Raw genomic sequence first — 19,362 nt, 5'->3', positions numbered from 1 at the left:
TCCAGGCTTTCATGGCAAGTAGTACCTGGCTCTCAATGTCCCAATAATAAATGAGGAATCGTTAATAAGTCAACGTGACACAGGATAAGAACACGGTCATTCTATGTGCTGATCATAACCCTGTCTCCTCCAAAAAATTAACACTCCAAGAAAGTTATTTTTCCGGCGATTCTAAGTTGTCATCTAACAACACCCTTAGCGAGATTTGGAACTTATTTAGTGACTTCGATCTGAAATTGATCGGAATATGATTTGAGGTTGCCTGCAAGACCAGCGAGTTCCCCGGAGATGTTCGACAGTTCGCTTGCCGATCGCTGCTGCTCCACAGCACTAGCCGTGACTTCTTCGGCCATGGCTGAAGTTTCCTCGGTTGCGGAAGCAATATAACTGAGGTTCTGTTCCAACTCCTGACGAATAGAGTGCATATCCATCGTCCGGCTGTCTAAACTCTGAGCCAACTCATGCACTTCAGTCGATAAGCGGCTAACCTGTCTAAATGCCTGGAGACAATCAGCGATCTGTTTCTCCTGTTCCTTAACAGCTACCATATTCGCATCAAAATGACTGCCCATCCGATGTATCTCTTGAACAAATGAACTCAGGATCTCATCAATCTCCTGGATCGAACGTTCGGATTGTTGAGCGAGCTGTCCCATTTCACCTGCAACGACTGCAAAGCCTTTACCCGCTTCTCCAGCTCGGGCTGCTTCAATTGAAGCATTCAGGGAGAGTATTTGAGTTTGTTTTAAAATGTTGTGAATTTGACCGCTAATAGAGGAAGCGAGTTCGGATTGAGTCGTCAGAGACCTGGAAATATCCTGTTGATGCTCAACACGCTTGGCATTCTCTCGGCCCTTCTCAAGTAGAACCTCATGTTCACGTGTAACTTGTACTTGAACAGAAGATAGCTGCTCTGAAGTATAAGTAAACTGTTTCACATATGAACCTACTTCATCCATTATTTTGCCGAGATTCTCTGAATGTTGGACGGAGTGTTCTGTCTCTTCAGCCTGTTTCATTGAACCTATGGCAATTTCCTCAATCGCTCTGGAAAGTTCTTCGCTCTGACGCTGGTTCGTCTGAGCGGTTTCCGAAATATCTTTTGATGACTGCTGCAACGTATTTGATCCTTGCTGTATTCCCATCAGAATGTTCGTCAATTGGGCAACCATGATGTTAATCAAATCACTGATGTCACCGAGTTGATCATTGGACATGTGTGTGGATACGACTTTGAGATTCCCATCAGCAACCTGCTCGAGACTTGACTTAATATCGCGTACTTGTCTAAGAATACCTCGTACTACGAATAGCATCATGACCAAAGAAAGAATCAGTACAACCACAAAAATCGGGATAATGGTCTGATAAGCATTATTCACGGATGTCGCGGAGACTTGATTCACTGCTCCAGCAGAAATATCAATGCCCAGATAGCCAATAACAACGCCTTGCGAATCCTTGATTGGTGTAAAGGATGACAATAGCTGTCCCCAGGTTGGATCATCTACAATGCCTGTTGTGACGACTTCACCGCGTAACAAGCGTTCCTGAATCTGGGGATTGAATTCCATTGCAGTGCCGTAAGGACTATACTCTGTATCATTCCAATCCGCTCCATCCACGGTGTAGATCCACCCGTCCGAAGTTTTGTTATACATATAAACATACAAGGCTCCCGATTGAAGCCTAACTTTAACGAGTTCGTCCCTAAGATTTTTATATTCGTTGCTCTCCTCTGAAGCAGTAGAAGATAATGTCTTAATTAATTCCGACTCCTGACCTAGTTGAGAGGCGGTATTCACAGCCAGCTGCTGATTGTTATGCTGCATGGTCATTAGTGATGCATTTTCACTGGAGTCGATGGTGGCCCATATGATTAGACCACCCATGGCCAGTAGCGGAACCAGAATAATCAAATACAGTTTAAACCTTAAATCCATCTTTTTTTTGCGAGTCTGTCTCACGTTCGGTTCCCCCTTGGATGTAATAAAGTAAATATGGTTATTCGTAAAACCCCATACTATTTATCGTAAAATTGAAGAGGGAAATGAAGACTAATACTAAATTTGTATATACATATACGTATACGCAGGAGAATATGATCATTTGTGGTGCAAGTGCACCAAACCGAATGTAGAAGTTACGTCTTGCATCAAGAAACGTTGTCATTAACCAAAAAAAGCTCCACCAGCTTTATGCCAGTGGAACGCTTAATTTTTCTCTAAGACATTCTGTTCAATATACAAACCTACTCATGAATGTTCATTGCAGAAACGGTCGATATAATCTGAACATTGCTCAGGTTCATCTTCCATGACAAAATGACCAGCTTTGGGAATGACATGCAGATAGGCATGGGGAATATCCTGGACAAGCCTTTTTGCATAAGCGAGGGGCTGCCATTCATCTTCCTCTCCCCATAGAATTTGAACAGGGACCTTCAGCTTGGGTAAATCTGTTCCATAGGATTCAGTATATTTTGCATTATAGTGAGCTACCTGATGGGAGAAAAAAGATGCTTTCCCTAATGGGCCCACATGAGGTGCCAGATATTCATCCAGTGTATCGCCAGTCATAAGCTCTTTATTATACACTGCCATGGGTAATTGTTTCTTTAGCATGGTATCAAAATCAGCACGGGGCATTTGTTCAACCTGTTCAAGCTGTTCTTCGATAATTTTCTTCCAGGTTGGTGAGGGCCACGAATCATAGCTGGGCATGTTGAGTAACGTAAGCGATTGTACACGCTCAGGTTGTTCCTGAGCCAGTTGGAGACCAACAATTCCACCTAGATCGTGGGCTGCGACATGTAAACGATCCATTCCAAGTTCGTTTAAAAGCTGACTAAACAGCGTATATTGTGCTGCCACAGAAGTATCTGCCTCGAGTGGTCTTTCGGATGCTCCATATCCCAGAAGGTCATGAACGTAGACTTTGTACCCTTTTTGAACCAGAGCGGGTATTACTTTTCTCCATTCATAGCTATAAGACGGTGTTCCATGAAGGAGCCATATGGGAGAGCCTTCTCCGTATTGCTCATAAGCGATTCGATATCCATTAATCAAGATGGATGACGTTGCTGCTGTTTGCATAGTGATTACTCCCTTCATAAACGATTGAGATTAAAAATGAAATGGGCTCTTAATGAGCTACATTGAATATAAACGATTGCTTTCCATTAGTGAAATTGATAGTTTATATGTAAACGATCAGTTTTAATGATGTTAAAAAGAAGGGAGCCAATGATGGAAATACGTCATTTGGTCACATTTATTACAATTGTGGAACACGAGGGATTTACCAAAGCTGCTGAGCATCTTGGATACGCGCAATCTACAATTACATTGCATATTAAGGCGTTGGAAGAGGAAATTAACTACCCTTTATTTGATCGAATTGGTAAGCGGGTTATTTTAACGGAGACCGGAAAAAAATTATTGCCACATGCACAAAAAATGCTTGAGCTGTATCACATGATTAAGGAAGTGACTGCTGCACAAGGGGAATTAACAGGTAATATCGTGATCAGTATTGGGGAAACGTTGTTGATCTATCGTTTTCCTCCTATTATTGAAGAGTTCAAAAAATTGCATCCCCATGTCAATATCGAATGGCACCAATTAGATTCCGTACAATATAAAGAGAATTTGATGCAAGGTAAAAGTGATATTTCCTTCATGCTGGGGACAGAGGTGCATGATCCCAATCTGTACAGTGAGAAATTGGCTGAGGAGCCCATGATGCTGCTGTACCCCAATTCATTTGAGCTACAACGGGACATCGTACGAAGCAATTTACTTTTTACCGAAAGAGGTTGCGGTTATCGCACATTGTTTGAACAATGCATTGAGGAGTATCAGATTGGAATTACTTCCAATATTGAATTCTGGAGTATTGAAGCTGTGAAGCAGTCGATATTGAGCGGTATGGGCATATCCTTGTTACCTCGAATTACGGTAGAGAAGGAGCTGAAGGAAGAAAAACTTTCAGGTCAGCAGTACAAACAAAATCTAGCTACACAGTTGCTGTATCCCAAAAACAAGTGGATCTCTCCCCAAGTAGAAGCATTTATTGAGATCGTTAGAAAGCATGCCTCCCTATGGTAGCTCATTTCAACTGTCCTTAACGCCTAAGACTGAACCGTTGGATTGCTTCCTCGGTCACCGGCGTGAAGAGATTAACAAGATTACCGTCAGGATCGCGAAACAGCACAGCACGATTCCCCCACGGCATTGTGGTAGGTTCCTTTACCCACTCATCAACAAACGGCTTCAAGCGCTCGTATTCGGCATCGACATCGTGGACGTGGAACTCAATAATGACAGTATGATTGTTGGCCGCCACAGCGGAACCAGCGCCCAACAGTTGCACCGTCTGGGAGTGGCCGATCGCTAGAGTGCACGATGGCATAACGAGTTCGGCAAAGACAGGTGCAGGGCGTTCTGCTGAAACACCCGTGATTTTCTCATAGAACTCGGCAAGACGATCCACGTCATCAGTAATGATGCGCACAGAAGCAAAATTCACGAGATATCATCCTTCCTATAATAAGTAATACAATTGCTTACTCCAACTATACAAATACACTACTGACAACAGTATGTCAGTAGTGTTTTATGAAGTAACCACCGTCCACTAGCCATCATTCTATAGAACGTATTAGAGTTTCAAAGTGAGGGTAAGGGCTAAAAATCAATTGTACTTGGTGGTAAACAGTGTTACTCTAAAAGTCTGTGTTCGACAATATATTTAATATTAGCCACCAATTTAGTTGTAAAGAAAGGTAACACTATGATAAAAGTTGAAAACCTATCCTTCTCATTTCCACAAAAGGAACTATATAAAAACATTTCATTTACGTTTGAAGAGGCACAACATTGTGCTTTTATCGGAACAAGCGGCAGTGGGAAAAGTACATTGATCGATATCCTGATGGATCCGGAACGATATTTGTTCGAGGGCAAGTTAGAGATAGACCCCGATTGCAGAATCGGGTATGTGAGTCAGTTTTTGCAAGTAGACAAAACAAAAGATATGACCGTTTTTGAATATATCGCAGAAGAATTCATCAAGATACAAGATGAAATTACAGCGATTTATGCGGAGATGGCCACCACATCGGATATGGATTCCCTGATGGAAAAGCTTCAATTGGCTTTGGATGCCTTCGAAGCGATGGATGGGGACAATTTCGAAAAAAACATCAATAAACAGTTAAACCTTGCCAACCTCATGAAGCTCAAAGATCTTAGTATATCCGCAATAAGCGGTGGGGAATTCAAACTTATTCAAGTGATGAAGGAAATGCTGAATCGTCCAGACTTCATGATAATGGACGAACCTGATGTATTTTTAGACTTTGAAAACCTGAACGCGCTTAAAAAATTGATTAACACACACAAGGGAATGTTGCTGGTCGTTACGCACAACCGATATCTGTTGAACCATTGTTTCAACAAAATCATACACCTTGAAAACACAGAGCTCCAAGAGTTTGACGGGCGATATATCGATTATAACTTCTCACTGCTTCAGTCTAAGATCGAACTGCAAGAAATCGCAGTTGCTGAAGCTGAAGAAATTGAGAGATATGATCACATCATCGACAATCTTAGAGAGATCGCCACGTATAATTCGGAAGCCTCCAGAGGAAGAGCGTTAAAAGCCAGAGTCAAGTTTCAAGAGAGATTGGAAGCACGTCGAATAAAAGAGCCATTTGTCGATATCAAACAGCCGAATATCCGTTTTGGAATCGATAAGGAAATGGAAGACACCGTTGTGGTTAACGTCAATAACTATAACGTTTCCTTTGACGAGTTGCTTTTGGAAAATGTGAACTTTGAGATCAAATCTACAGATAAAGTAGCCCTGATCGGTCCTAACGGTACCGGGAAAACGACTTTACTCCGAGAAATCTTTAAAAATAATCAGGATTCCATTGAAATAAATGCTGATGTTAAAGTGGCCTATTTATCTCAGGTTCAAGGCGAAATGCTAAAAGATTCGAATACCATCCTAAATGAATTCATTGATTCCGGGTTCCAAACGTATGACGAGATTAGATCGTATCTTCCAAACTATGGCTTTGAAGGAGAAATCCTTGATCAAAAGATTGAATCGTTATCTGGCGGAGAAAAAAACATGCTTCAATTGGCTAAAGTTTCTGCCAGTCAGGCCAACGTATTGCTCCTGGATGAACCGACAAGCCATTTAGACATCTATACACAAATCGCATTGGAGAAAGCCATTGAGGACTACAAAGGTGCGATTATCATGATTTCTCATGATTTCTATTCGGTTGTAAATGGCATGGATTATGTTTTAATTATCGAGGACAAAACGATTAGTAAAATGAGTATAGAAGAATTCAGACAGATGATTTATACGAGTCATTTTGATGAAAACTATCTAGAAAATGAACAAAAGAAAAAGTCTGTTGAAATGAAAATTGAATTGGCTTTAAAAGATACTAATTTTGAACTTGCAAAGAGTCTGGTTGATGAGCTGGAAAAGCTGATTAAGCTGCTTTAGACAAGGTGAATATTCCATAAATCTAAATCCCCCTGTATGTGGATTAATCCACATACAGGGGGATTTACTTCTAGAAACAGCTAAACGAGCTGATTCGCTGCAGATCAATGCCGGTGTATAGCCAGAAGAAGCCATTCCAACGGAAGCCAGCCACTGAATTTCTACCTACAAATACCGGGTACATCCAGAAGCCCTGACCACGATCCGGCCAAATATATGTGTAGCGAAACAGGCAACCGGATATGGCTCTTGGATCTACCGCATATAACGAAGCGGGTTGCTGTGGAATGAATGATGGTGGCGGCCCTGTAGGTGCCTGCACGCCTTGTGGTCCGCCGCCTCCACCCCCGGGGAACGATGGCGGACCAGGAAATCCGCCGGGTCCGCCGGGTCCTCCTGGTCCTCCGGGACCCCCAGGTCCGCCAAACCCTCCACCAGGTCCAAAAGGAGGTAAAAATGTCATATCACATCACTCCTGTTCATTAGTCTAATGTATTGTATGTAGGCAATTGAGAAGGGGAATGGGTGGAAGCCTATAGAAGGCCGCTAATAATCAAGTCGAATCAAGCAAATTAAATTGCAGAAAAATGTCGAATAAAGTGATTGCTAACTAATTTATTGTGTGATATTATGATCCAGTAAACGTTTACATCGATAACGAATTGAATATTAGCAGTGTTTGGCTGTTACTGGTAAAGCAGGCATGACCAAAATGATTTTGCATTTTCCTTATGTGAGTAGGGGAAGGCATATCGTTTTGGTCTTTTTTTATATCCAAATTCAGAAATGAGGCATTGGTATGGATTATCGCAAGTTGGGACAAGAGATAACGGAATTGGTTGGGAAGAAAGATAATATCGCTCGGCTTACGCACTGCGCAACTCGACTTCGGTTCGAACTGCACGACATCTCCAAAGCGGATACAGAAAAACTCAAAGCACTTCCAGGTGTCATTACCGTTGTGAACAATGGTGGACAATACCAGGTCGTTGTAGGCAATGAGGTGCAGCAGGTCTACCGAGTTATCACTCAGCAGATGGGTTCGGCTACCCGAAGTGCGGAATCCAAATCGGATTCCGGCCAAAATAACGGACCAAAACAAAAACAGAGCTGGATCTCCAGATTCATCAGCGTGATCTCAACAACATTTACTCCGGTAATTCCGGCAATCATTGGCGCGGGTATGATCAAAGCGATATTAGCCGTACTTGTGCTGACAGGCCTTGTAACGACAGAAAGCCAAAACTACTATATCCTTAATACCATTGTGGACGCGGCTTTTTATTTCATGCCTATTCTGCTGGCTTATGGAGCTTCCATTAAATTTGAAACTAGTCCCATTCTGGCGATGACAGTTGCCGGCGTGTTGTTACACCCGGGATGGAGCGCCCTGATGGCGGAAGGAAAAGACGTGTTTTTCATCGGTGTTCCAGTTCGACTAACCGATTACGCGGGCTCCGTGCTGCCGATTATTATCGTCGTTTGGCTCATGTCCTATATTGAACGTTTCGCGGATCGGGTATCGCCCTCAATGATCAAATTTTTCACGAAACCAATGATTGTACTATTGATTACAGCACCACTTGCATTGGTGGCGATTGGGCCTTTCGGAACGTACCTGAATGATCTGGTTGCGATGGGTGCAGAAGCGATTAATTCCAGAGCCAGTTGGCTGATTCCTTTGTTAATGGGAACTTTGCAACCATTCCTGATCGTAACAGGCACTGCATGGGCGATGACGCCGATTGCAACTAGCCAACTAACCAAAAATGGATATGAAATGATCAACGGTCCGGGAATGCTCGCGTCCAATATTGCTCAAGGTGGGGCCACCCTTGCTGTAGCATTGAAAACAAAAAACAAAAAACTGAAACAGCTCGCTGCTTCATCCGGTTTCACCGCTGTGCTGGGCATCACGGAACCATCCTTGTACGGTGTAACGCTGAAACTGAAGAAACCCTTAATTGCCGCAATGATTGGTGGTGGTGTAGCAGGGATATATGCTGGTCTGACTGGATTAGTACGTTATGCCTTCGTTTCTCCGGGTCTTGCCGCGTTACCTGCATTCATTGGCAGCAATCCGATGAACATCGTTCATGCCATTGTGACTTGTCTGATCGCTTTTATCGTTACCTTTGCTCTGACATGGATCATTGGTTTTGAAGATCCAGTGGACGATGAAGAAGAAGGAAATACCAACGTTAACGATGACAAGACACTTTCCGCGCAGCCTGTTCAAGACAACAGCCCAAGCACACAGTCTTCTACAATAACAAATTCAAATGTACCGAGCCAAAATGAATTATGCCCACTTACGATCGCCAGCCCGATGCAAGGGGAATTAGTCCATCTAGACCGTGTACCAGACGATGTCTTCTCGTTGGGATTACTGGGTAAGGGTGCTGCCATTATTCCTGCCAAAGGAGAACTGTATGCACCAATCACAGGTGAAGTTACGGCTTTCATGGACTCCAAACATGCGGTCAAATTAAATGGTTATGATGGAGAAGAGGTGCTCATTCATATTGGAGTGGATACCGTCAACCTGAAGGGGCGACATTTCAACTCTTCCATTAAAGTAGGGGATCGCGTACAACGGGGTGACTTGTTGATCCGCTTTGATATCGATGCCATCAAGGCAGAAGGGTATGAAGTCATAACCCCGATCATTATCGCCAATTCGGATCGTTTCCCGGACATTAAGCTGGAGAAGCAGAGTCCTGTGGAGGTTGGGGCGACCATTATCCACCTTTCGTAACAAACGTAATACGATACGTCATATAACTTGATCAACATTAAAATGAAGGAGTGTTTGAGATGTTATATCAACACATCAAACCATTCCCCAATGAATTTCTGTGGGGAGGCTCTACCTCGGCCTATCAAGTGGAGGGAGCCTGGAACGAAGATGGCAAAGGCCTGTCCGTCATCGATATGTGTGATCATCCGGCTGGAACCGCCGATTTCACAGTTGCGAGCGATCACTATCACCGATTCAGAGAAGACGTGAAGCTTTTTGCAGAGCTAGGCCTCAAAGCATATCGTTTTTCAATTGCATGGACTCGAATCTTGCCTTCAGGCACAGGAGCTGTTAATAAGAAGGGACTCGACTTTTATCACCAATTGATTGACGAATTGCTCCTTCATGGTATTGAGCCCATTGTGACCATGTACCATTTCGACTTACCCTACGAGCTTGAGAAAAACGGAGGATGGAACAACCGGGGGACGATCGATGCCTTCGTCGAGTATGGGCGTATCTTGTTTGAGCATTACGGGCATAAAGTGAAATATTGGTTGACCATTAATGAGCAAAATACGATGATTCTTCATCCCGGTGCTATTGGTACACCAAAAGGCGGGCGTTTGCCATCCAATAAGGAACTGTATCAGCAAAATCATCACATGTTTGTAGCTCAAGGCAGAACGATGCGACTATTTCATGATATGCTCCCGCAAGGCAAGATTGGTCCTGCATTAAACATGACTTCCATGTACCAGGCAACTTCCAAACAGCCGATGCAATCGCTGCTCATAACTGGGAGACGATTCGTGGATGGGGTTTTCTCGACTTATCGGTGTGGGGACGGTATAATCCATTATTCTGGAGTTATTTACAGGAACGCGGCATAGAGCCGGTTATTGAGCAGGTTGACATGGAAGATATCCAGTCTGGCCGCCCCGATCTGGTAGCAATCAACTACTACTCGACGGCAACCATTGCCGCCAGTATCGGAGATGCGTCGGATGTTACAGCTCGTGCAGGGGATCAGCAAATTATGCTTGGTGAGCAGGGAGTTTACCGGGCAGCGGAGAATCCTTATACCGAAAAAACAAAATATGGTTGGGTCATCGACCCGGTTGGCCTAAGGCTGACATTGCGTAAGGTATGTGAACGGTATGGTCTCCCTATTCTAATTACGGAAAATGGCATTGGAGCCTCGGATGTACTTGAGGCAGATAACACCATTAACGATACGTACCGGATTGATTTTATCGAGAAACATCTGGAACAGATCAGACTGGCTCTAACAGATGGAGTAGATGTGATTGGTTATTGCCCTTGGTCCGTTATTGACGTGGTAAGCACACATCAGGGGTATGGGAAACGTTATGGAATGATCTATGTAAACCGCGGTGAACAGGATCTGAAAGACTTGAAGCGTTTGAAGAAGAAAAGCTTCTCGTGGTATCAAGAGGTCATTAAACAGAATGGCAGATGTATCGGAAATTCGGATCAGGCGGTCACGAAAGAATAAAGGATCGTGATGAATGCATGAGAGTAATCAAAATATTAAATAACAGCTTGCTTCTGACCAAAGATGAACAGGGGCAAGAGATGATTGTCATGGGAAAAGGGTTGGCATTCAAAGGCAAAGTCGGCGAGCGAATGGATGAGGAGCACATCCAGAAACGATTCATTCTGCAAAATAATCCGTCTGCCCAGGCTTACGTACGAACCATCGAAAACATGCCCGAAAAACATGTGAATGTCATAAACAAACTGATTAACAATGCAAAAGAAAAGCTGTCTCTTGACGATCAAATCTTCTTTACGCTTATGGATCACTTGTCGTTTGCCATTGAACGATGGAAAAAAGGTGTAGCATTACAGAATCGCATGTTATGGGAGATCCAGAGGTTTCATCCTGTCGAATTCGAACTGGGCCTTGAAGCCGTTCAGATGCTGAATCTAGAACTGGGTATTGAACTGCCGGAAGAAGAAGCAGGGAATATCGCTTTTCATTTCGTGAATGCCCAAACGCATGAACAGAATATGGAGCGCACGATGCAATCCGTTAAGATGTTAAAAGATATTTTTAACCTGATACAATACACCTTTGATATGCAATTGAACAAAAATTCCATCCATTATGTGAGACTTGTCACACATCTGCAATTCTTCATCCAGCGTTTACAAGAAGGGCGTCTGGGCAATTCGGCGAAAGATTTTATATTTCAACACATGGTGAAGGAGCACCCGCTTGAATATAAGTGTGCGGAGATGATCAAAACCTACGTGCAAAATATGCTGGATATCTCCATATCAAACGAGGAATTATTATATTTAATGATTCACATTGCTCGAATTGTGCAGGAGGAACAGGGTCACGAGGGACGATTATAAAAAAAGTTTATATGCCTGTTAGTGAACAGAAAAAAGATACTATCTAATTATGACCGTTTTCTCGTATTTTATCGGGAAACGGTCTTTTATTTTTGCACATATGTAGCGGCTTTTTGATATTTCATGCGAACGAACTCCAGCTTCCTAAACTCACATGAGATTACCAAATGATAACTTTTTATTATAATTATTGGAAAATTGTTATATGTAAGCGCTCTCCAAAGAACTATAATCTATTTATCTGGATGTTAATCCGTTCAGAAATACTTAGACCAAATCAAGAGGAGGAATTGTATGAAACGGTTAGGTCAATGGAATATAACGGCCTTGGTTCTTGTGCTGGTACTCGCATTGCTTCCATTTTCGAATGTCTCACATGCAGCCAAGGCAGTTACGGAAGTGGAGGGAGGTCATTTGAGCACAAACTTTGAAGACGGTACACTTCAGGGATGGACTCCACGTACAGGTAACGAAAGGCTGACAGTGACACAGCAGGAGGCACACGAAGGTCAGTCCAGTATGCTGGTCGCAAACCGTGAGCGTTCCTATCATGGACCGATGTTATCCATGAAGGATCTGCTTAAGCGTAACCAAGAGTACGAAATTGCGGCATATGTAAGACTTACCCAGGAGCCCACCACGGATCAAACACTACAGCTCACCACATATAAAAAAACAACCGCCGAAAGCTGGAACCCGATCGGCAGCGTGAAGATTGCCAAAGCAGAATGGAATACATGGCACAAGATCACCGGAAAATTTCAGTATAGCGATGATCCCGCTGAATTGAATTTGTTCATCGAAACACCCTACATCTCTGAAGATAGCGTAGATACGTTATCGTTCTATGTGGATGATGTATCATTTACTTTGGCCGAGCAACTGGAGATAGAAGAAGGGATTCTGTCTCTGGAGGACCTGTATCAAGATGATTTCCCCATTGGTGCAGCGGTGTATCGCTGGCAGTTGGAAGGCGCATATGGACAACTGCTCACAAAGCACTTTAACAGCTTGACCGCAACCTATGAGATGAAACCGAAGTACATGTCTCCTTCCGAAGGTGTTTATGAGTTCGAGGCAGCCGATCAATATGTTCAGTTCGCTGAGGAGCATGCTATGGGCGTACGCGCACATGCGTTGTTGTGGCATATTGATGCTGCAGAGTGGATGTTCAAGGATCCTCAGGGTAACCCTGCGAGTCGAGAATTACTACTTGCCCGGATTCAGGATTACGTTGAAACCGTCATGACCCGATACAAAGGTAAGATCTATGCCTGGGATGTGGTAAACGAGGCGATTGCGGATAGCAATGGTGATGCCAACGGTTTACGTAAAAGTCCCTTTTATGAACTAATCGGTCCGGATTACATTGAGAAAACCTATGAATTCGCTCGTGCAGCCGATCCGGATGCCAAATTATACTACAACGAATACTTCACGGAAATCCCTGAGAAAAGAGAGCATATGTATCAGTTGGTCAAACGACTGAAAGAGAAAGGGCTCATCGATGGTGTGGGTTTGCAATCTCACTATAACCTGGAATCCCCGCCCATCAAGGAAATTGAAAAAACGATCAACATGTTCGCCGAACTTGGATTGGATATTCAGATCACGGAACTGGATGTGGATAGCGGAATTCCATTTGGTGAAGAGATGTCCGATGAAGTTGCGGTAAAGCAGGCGTATCGATATAAGGAACTGTTGGATTTGTACAAAAAACACAAAGATCACATTTCTTCAGTTACCTTATGGGGACTCCAAGATGAGAAGTCTTACAACAACCAGGCTATGCTGTTTGATTCAGCCCTGGAGGCCAAAAAAGCATACTGGGGACTCGTGGATGAATCCAGCTTGCCTGTGTTGACGCAGAGAGCCGTCTCACTTTCGGGTAAACCGGATATCAAAAAACAGTCACAAGATCCGCTCTGGAACAAAGCGGTGTCTACTCCACTGAAGGGTGACTCTTCGGGATCAGCCAGTTTCCGCACCTTATGGGATCATAGTAACCTGTATATCCTTGTGGATGTTCAGGATGCGAAGGCAGATGTGAATGACAGAGTAGATATCTTTGCTGACCTCAATAATGGCAAGACCACCTCATATGAAGCAGATGACCGACACGTAATCATTAAGCGGTCGGGCAAAGCTGAGGGCGCGGAGCAACGTTCATATCGTGTACGTGAGACCAAAGCCGGATATCAGGTTGAATTGTCCATTCCATGGGGTGGTATACAAGTCGGATCAGAATATGAAGCCGGCTTGGATATCCGCGTGACTGATGGCGGTGCAAGTGGGACACAACCTTATAATCCACTGTACTGGAATGATAGAACACAATCTCAGGAACAAGATACAAGCAAATACGGCGTGATTCAACTCACCCCTATGCCCAAATCTGCACAAGCTGTGCAAGGGATTGTTCAGATTGATGGGAAGAAAGACACATCATGGAATAAGGCTGCACCATTTGAAGTAAAACGGTTGAACCAGAGCGAAGGTGCAGAGGCAGTGGCTCGCGCAATGTGGTCAGGTGAGTATCTATACCTGCTGATCGACGTCACTGATCCAAACATCATTACAGACAGCATCAACCCATGGGATCAGGATTCGGTTGAGATTTTCCTGGACGAGAATCATCAGCGCACACCGTATTTTCAATATGATGATGCCCAGTTCAGAATCAGTGCAGACAATGTGGCAACCTTTGCAGGCAGTGCCTCACCCGGACGTCTTGTAAGCGCTGTGAAGAAAACGAATAAAGGATATCTCGTAGAAGCCAGAATCAAGTTACAGTCACTGACGCCAAGCGCTGGAAATGTTCTCGGTTTGGATCTTCAAATTAACGACAACCAGGGCGGAGGTGAGCAGAGCGTAGCCAAGTGGAATGATACGACCAATGAGAGCTGGAGAAACACTTCCCAGTACGGAATACTCACTTTTGTCGAAAAGAACAAACTCGGGCATTAAACCATCGGCAGTAGTTACAAGAATTGAAACCATCATAACAGTGGCAAAACTCTACCATTGTTGTGATGGTTTTCATCGTTTGCATACGTCACCGAAGGTGATGAGGGGCGGTACAATCTGCCTTGACTATATTTAACAGCCCTTGATATACTAAATGAATCTTATTTTTTCTTTTATGCGGATAAGAAAGTAATCAACTACATACAACCGTTTGCGAGGGAGCCTTAACCGGCTGAGAGGGTGTTAAACCGACCTTACCTGATTTGGATAATGCCAACGTAGGGATGCAACGATGAAACACTGCACTTGGGTAGCTCATGCGAACCCCCTTGTTTTAGTGTATTTGTCTGCGAAACATCCTATGGATGTTTCGTTTTTTTGTTTTTAAATACGTACATTATGAATTGGAGGAACACATGTTGACTATTTCAGAGAGACTATATCAGGCAGCACAGCCCGTGTGGAAGGAATGTCTCGAGCATCCCTTTGTTAAAGGAATCGGAGATGGTTCCTTACCAGTTGAACATTTTCGTTATTATTTGCTGCAAGACTACTTGTACCTGTTCGATTATGCCCGCGTATTTGCACTAGGTATCGTCAAGTCGCACGACCCCAAGTTAATGCAGTTTTTTAGTAAAAACGTAGATAACATCCTGAATGGTGAAATGAAAATTCACCGTTCTTATATGGAGCGATTAGGAATTACAGAGGATCATGTTTTTCAGGTAAAACCTGCACTGAAAAATGCAGCCTATACTAACTATATGCTCTCTGTTTCCCATGCGGGTGGCATAGCAGAAGTACTTGTATCCATTCTGGCCTGCTCATGGAGCTATGCAGAGATTGGTCAAGTCCTTGCTCAAAAGCCGGGTGCAGCTGAGCATCCTTTTTACGGAGAGTGGATCACAGGATATGCTTCCTCTGAATACAACAGCAGCAATCAATCCCTTGTGACGTTAACGGATAAGCTATTAGAAGGCTGTAGCGAGGAAACGTACCAACGGATGGAAGATATTTTCGTGATGTGCAGCCGCTTTGAGCTTGATTTTTGGGAGATGTCATGGAGGCTGGAGCCTTAAGTTCACTGGTAGTTAATCCAATTAGAGAGTAGCGTCCATAAACAGGATGTTGCTCTCTTTTTCTATATCCGTTGTGCAAAACAGCCTGCCATGTTTATTTTTATTGCCGGCATATCTATCGCTTCTATAGGCAGAATGCTTGATGGGAGTAATCCGAGCTTTTCGTTTGTTATTTTTGTGTCTCATTCAGATTCATTTAAGAATTGCAATTTATGATAATTACATGCGAAAAGATACAACAACAATAATAATAATGAGGTGATGGCAATGAGTATATACAAATGGCCTAAATTTATCGGTGTAGCGGTGCTATGTACTGCGATGCTGACGGCATGCAGCTCGACTAATGAAGGGAATGGGGAGTCGGAAAGCAATTCGACTGAAAAGGAACAAACGACTACGGATAATCAGAGTAAAACGGAGAATACTGCGCAGACAGTAGGATATGCCAATCAAATCAACAAGACTGAGGTTATGTCCATTTCAATTGATGTGGATGAAGAAGCATGGAAAAAAATGCTGGACACTGCAACCGAGGAACAGTACATCTCAGCTAATATTTCAATTAACGGAACGACGATTGAAAACGTCGGGATTCGTCCAAAGGGTAACTCCAGCCTGCGGCAGGTCGCTGGTGATGATACAACGGATCGATATAGTTTCAAAATCAAGTTTGATGAATACGTCAAGGATCAAACGTGGATGGGATTGGACAAGCTCGTTGTGAACAACATGATTAGCGACAATAGCTATATGAAGGAATATTTGAGTTATGACATTATGAGTTATATCGGCGTAGATGCACCTTTATTCGCATTCTCCGATATTAGTGTAAATGGAGAGACTTGGGGCTTGTACCTGGCTGTTGAGGACATTGACAGTGGATATCTCGCTCGAGCCAAGAATGACGAGGGTGAACTTTACAAGCCGAACAATGATGACAACATGGGGCCAGGAGGTATGGGAGGGCCAGAAGGCAATCCTTTTGCACAAGGATATGGAGATATGCAGCCTCCTAATGAAGGTATGGCGCCACCGGATGGTGCAAGTCCGCCGGATATGAACAGCGGGACAGGGGAAGATGGTGCGAATACACTACCGGAAGCAGGTATGAAGGGGAACCGTGGTCCAGGTGGTATGGATGGAAGCGGCAATGGTGTTTCATTGGTGTACACGGATGACAAATCATCCAGTTACTCCGCCATCTTCGACAATGCTGAGACCAAAACAACAGAGGAAGATTATCAGCGTGTCATTGAATCGCTCAAAAACTTGAGCACAGGCACCGATCTGGAGAAATATGTGGATGTGGACGAAGTTCTGAGATATTTTGCGGCCCACACGGTGGTAGTCAATATGGACAGCTACACGTCCGGAATGGGACATAACTATTATCTGTATGAGAACGATGGACAAATCAGCATGTTGCCCTGGGACTACAACATGGCCTTCGGCGGATTTGGCGGATTTCAAGGTGGTTCTGCATCCGACATCGTGAATCTGGCGATTGATACGCCGGTATCAGGGGTCACCCTGGAGGAGCGTCCAATTTTGGGCAAGCTGCTTGAGGTGCCTGAGTATAAGGCCAAGTATCACGAATATTTGCAGGAGATCGTAGATGGATACTTTGCAGACGGAAAATTTGAAGAAAAAGTGCAGAGTCTGAACAACATGATCGCGGAATATGTGAAACAAGACCCTACAGCATTTATCACCTATGACAAGTACGAGGAAGCTGTTGCGGAATTGACCAAACTTGGCACGCTGCGTGCAGAAAGTATACAGGGGCAACTGGACGGAGATATCCCTTCCACGACCGAGAAACAAAAAGAGGACTCGGATTCACTGATTGATGCTTCTTCGGTTGATCTATCCAAACTGGGTGAAAATAAAATTCCAGGAGGCATGGGAATGGGAGGTGGCGGTCGTGGAGCTGCAGAGGGTAATCAATCTCAGGAAGGGAAATAAGAAGAATTACGCAAAGCAAACAGATAATCAAGATGAGTTCAGCGATCAGCAAAAGATCGGGAGGTTTCCGAACTTACGCCGATTCTTTCCATATGGGCAAATGGCCTGCGTGTGTTGAGACTCGTTTTTCCATAAACACGGAGATTCACCGTCAAAAGGCTTCGGCTTGCGCCGAAGTTTTTTTGTTTTTTTAGATGTCTCGGACATTTTCAAAAACACGTAGAAAAAGAAGATTAAGGGCCAGGCATTAGAAAAAGTCTTGAACATAATTATAGGTAATATCTATTCAACTATGTTGAGGAGGACATCATACAGCCTATGTTACCTATGGAAGAATATTTTGGTAAGTTAGAACTCGTTCATTCCTTTTACGGGGCTATGCCTACTGGCGTTAGCGTTTCCGAAACCGGGCGTATCTTTATTTGCTTTCCGAAATGGGGAGATGACGTAAGATTTACGGTAGCGGAAATTGTTTAGGGTCAGGTGCAGCCTTTTCCGAATTTAGAAACGAATTTGATCAAACCGTTAAATATCCAAATGTCTTTCATAAGTGTCCAGAGTGTTGTTGCAGATGGAAGGGGAACCCTGTGGGTACTGGACACGGCTGCACCAAACTTTTCAGAGCCTATTAAAGGAGGCGCAAAATTAGTCGCGGTAGATCTAGAAACAAATACAATAAGAAAAGTATATACATTTGCAGATGATGTAGTCTTGCCGACAACGTATCTGAATGATGTCCGATTTGACTTTCGTGTAGGAAAAGCAGGTTTCGCATATATAACGGATTCTTCTTCCAATGGTCCAGGCGCTATTATCGTCGTAAATTTAGAAAACGGAAATGCGTATAGACGGTTGCATGGAGCAAGCTCGACCTCACCCGATCCGTATTTTGTGCCGAAAGTGGAAGTTAAAATTTTGATGAATCGAAACGCGGATGGTTCGACATCTCCCTTTCGATTGGCCTCTGATGGTATAGCCATTTCCCCTGATGGAAAAATGTTATTCTATTGTCCATTAACCAGTCGCCAGCTATACTCGATCTCAACAAAATCGTTAAGAGACAGAAAGATACCGGATTTTAAGTTAAGTGATCTTGTGCAGTATTGGGGAGAGAAGGGTGCATCTGATGGGATGATCACGGACGCTAAAGGAAACGTTTATGCTGGAGATTATGAAAACGATGGTATTCGAAAGATATTGCCGAATGGAATCATGGAAACCATCGCCCATGATCCCCGAATTTTATGGCCGGATACGTTTTCGATTGGTCCGGATCAATACTTATATGTAATTGTCAACCAATTACATAGGCAGGCGAGATTTCATTATGGAAGAGACCTGCGACAAAAACCTTATAGTTTACTACGCATGAAAATTGATGAATTACCTGCTCCTACCTTTTGATATACATCCCACTTTATAAAGCGGATTTTTATTTACGTAGAAATGTATTTTATTTTTTATACATGATCCAGAACTTGAGGAGAGAGGAATGCAACAATTTCATTTAGGTAAGACTCATGTTCGGCATTACTACATGGGGAGGATAGAAGAGAGAGTTGATTGAGGAAAACAAAAAACTCTCCAAAGGTGGTATTATCCCCTTTAAGTAGACACTTAAAAAAACCTTCATGTTATCATGGGGGTTCAAGTGAAACTTGGAGGGGATATTTTTATGGCGAAAAA

The 19,362-nt window shown here is 43.5% G+C and carries 11 protein-coding genes, 2 pseudogenes and 1 riboswitch; of the genes and pseudogenes, 9 read left to right on the top strand and 4 right to left on the bottom strand.

The features are described from left to right. Positions 1-212 precede the first annotated feature (212 nt). Together J2Z28_RS29370 and J2Z28_RS29365 are read right to left on the bottom strand one after the other, a co-directional pair. Positions 213-1,967, bottom strand: coding sequence for a methyl-accepting chemotaxis protein (locus J2Z28_RS29370; RefSeq protein WP_211085554.1), 1,755 nt, complete (start codon positions 1,965-1,967; stop codon positions 213-215). Positions 1,968-2,255: 288 nt separating this feature from the next. Continuing rightward, entirely contained in the window at positions 2,256-3,095 is an 840-nt protein-coding gene (locus tag J2Z28_RS29365) for an alpha/beta fold hydrolase (RefSeq protein ID WP_211085553.1), read from the bottom strand. A gap of 150 nt (positions 3,096-3,245) precedes the next feature. Between J2Z28_RS29365 and J2Z28_RS29360 the strand changes: the two genes are divergently transcribed. Beyond that, on the top strand, positions 3,246-4,109 hold the full coding sequence (locus J2Z28_RS29360; RefSeq protein WP_211085552.1) for a LysR family transcriptional regulator: 864 nt from the start codon (positions 3,246-3,248) through the stop codon (positions 4,107-4,109). A 16-nt stretch (positions 4,110-4,125) separates the two neighbouring features. On the opposite strand, the gene J2Z28_RS29355 is transcribed toward J2Z28_RS29360, so the two are convergent. After that, the gene (locus J2Z28_RS29355; RefSeq protein WP_211085551.1) at positions 4,126-4,530 is read right to left on the bottom strand and encodes a VOC family protein; all 405 of its coding nucleotides are present in this window, start codon (positions 4,528-4,530) and stop codon (positions 4,126-4,128) included. A 264-nt stretch (positions 4,531-4,794) separates the two neighbouring features. Here J2Z28_RS29355 and J2Z28_RS29350 point away from each other — a divergent pair, with 264 nt between their 5' ends. Further along, on the top strand, positions 4,795-6,534 hold the full coding sequence (locus J2Z28_RS29350; RefSeq protein WP_211085550.1) for an ABC-F family ATP-binding cassette domain-containing protein: 1,740 nt from the start codon (positions 4,795-4,797) through the stop codon (positions 6,532-6,534). 70 nt (positions 6,535-6,604) lie between these two features. Here the strand turns inward: J2Z28_RS29350 and J2Z28_RS29345 are convergent, their stop codons facing one another. Then, positions 6,605-6,997 (bottom strand): collagen-like protein, encoded by a 393-nt coding sequence (locus J2Z28_RS29345; protein ID WP_211085549.1) that lies wholly within the window; start codon positions 6,995-6,997, stop codon positions 6,605-6,607. A 336-nt stretch (positions 6,998-7,333) separates the two neighbouring features. Here J2Z28_RS29345 and J2Z28_RS29340 point away from each other — a divergent pair, with 336 nt between their 5' ends. The 7 genes and pseudogenes from J2Z28_RS29340 to J2Z28_RS29310 all read left to right on the top strand — a co-directional run bounded on the left by J2Z28_RS29340 (position 7,334) and on the right by J2Z28_RS29310 (position 19,080). Beyond that, positions 7,334-9,292 (top strand): beta-glucoside-specific PTS transporter subunit IIABC, encoded by a 1,959-nt coding sequence (locus tag J2Z28_RS29340; RefSeq protein WP_211085548.1) that lies wholly within the window; start codon positions 7,334-7,336, stop codon positions 9,290-9,292. Between the two features lie 59 nt (positions 9,293-9,351). Beyond that, a pseudogene (locus J2Z28_RS29335) lies at positions 9,352-10,793 on the top strand (glycoside hydrolase family 1 protein). A 17-nt stretch (positions 10,794-10,810) separates the two neighbouring features. Continuing rightward, on the top strand, positions 10,811-11,662 hold the full coding sequence (gene licT / locus J2Z28_RS29330; RefSeq protein WP_211085547.1) for a BglG family transcription antiterminator LicT: 852 nt from the start codon (positions 10,811-10,813) through the stop codon (positions 11,660-11,662). Between the two features lie 294 nt (positions 11,663-11,956). Further along, on the top strand, positions 11,957-14,629 hold the full coding sequence (locus J2Z28_RS29325) for an endo-1,4-beta-xylanase (protein ID WP_211085546.1): 2,673 nt from the start codon (positions 11,957-11,959) through the stop codon (positions 14,627-14,629). A 205-nt stretch (positions 14,630-14,834) separates the two neighbouring features. Beyond that, positions 14,835-14,932, top strand: a riboswitch (TPP riboswitch). Between the two features lie 113 nt (positions 14,933-15,045). Beyond that, on the top strand, positions 15,046-15,708 hold the full coding sequence (gene tenA, locus J2Z28_RS29320) for a thiaminase II (protein ID WP_211085545.1): 663 nt from the start codon (positions 15,046-15,048) through the stop codon (positions 15,706-15,708). A 267-nt stretch (positions 15,709-15,975) separates the two neighbouring features. Then, positions 15,976-17,676 (top strand): CotH kinase family protein, encoded by a 1,701-nt coding sequence (locus J2Z28_RS29315; protein WP_211085544.1) that lies wholly within the window; start codon positions 15,976-15,978, stop codon positions 17,674-17,676. A 309-nt stretch (positions 17,677-17,985) separates the two neighbouring features. Next, positions 17,986-19,080: pseudogene (locus tag J2Z28_RS29310) on the top strand (L-dopachrome tautomerase-related protein). The last annotated feature ends 282 nt before the right edge of the window (positions 19,081-19,362 follow it).

Origin of the sequence: Paenibacillus xylanexedens (genome assembly GCF_017874615.1) — a bacterium.
GTDB classification, from domain to species: domain Bacteria; phylum Bacillota; class Bacilli; order Paenibacillales; family Paenibacillaceae; genus Paenibacillus; species Paenibacillus xylanexedens.
The sequence above is the reverse complement of the archived record's forward strand: the minus strand, read 5'-3'. Positions and strand labels throughout refer to the sequence as shown.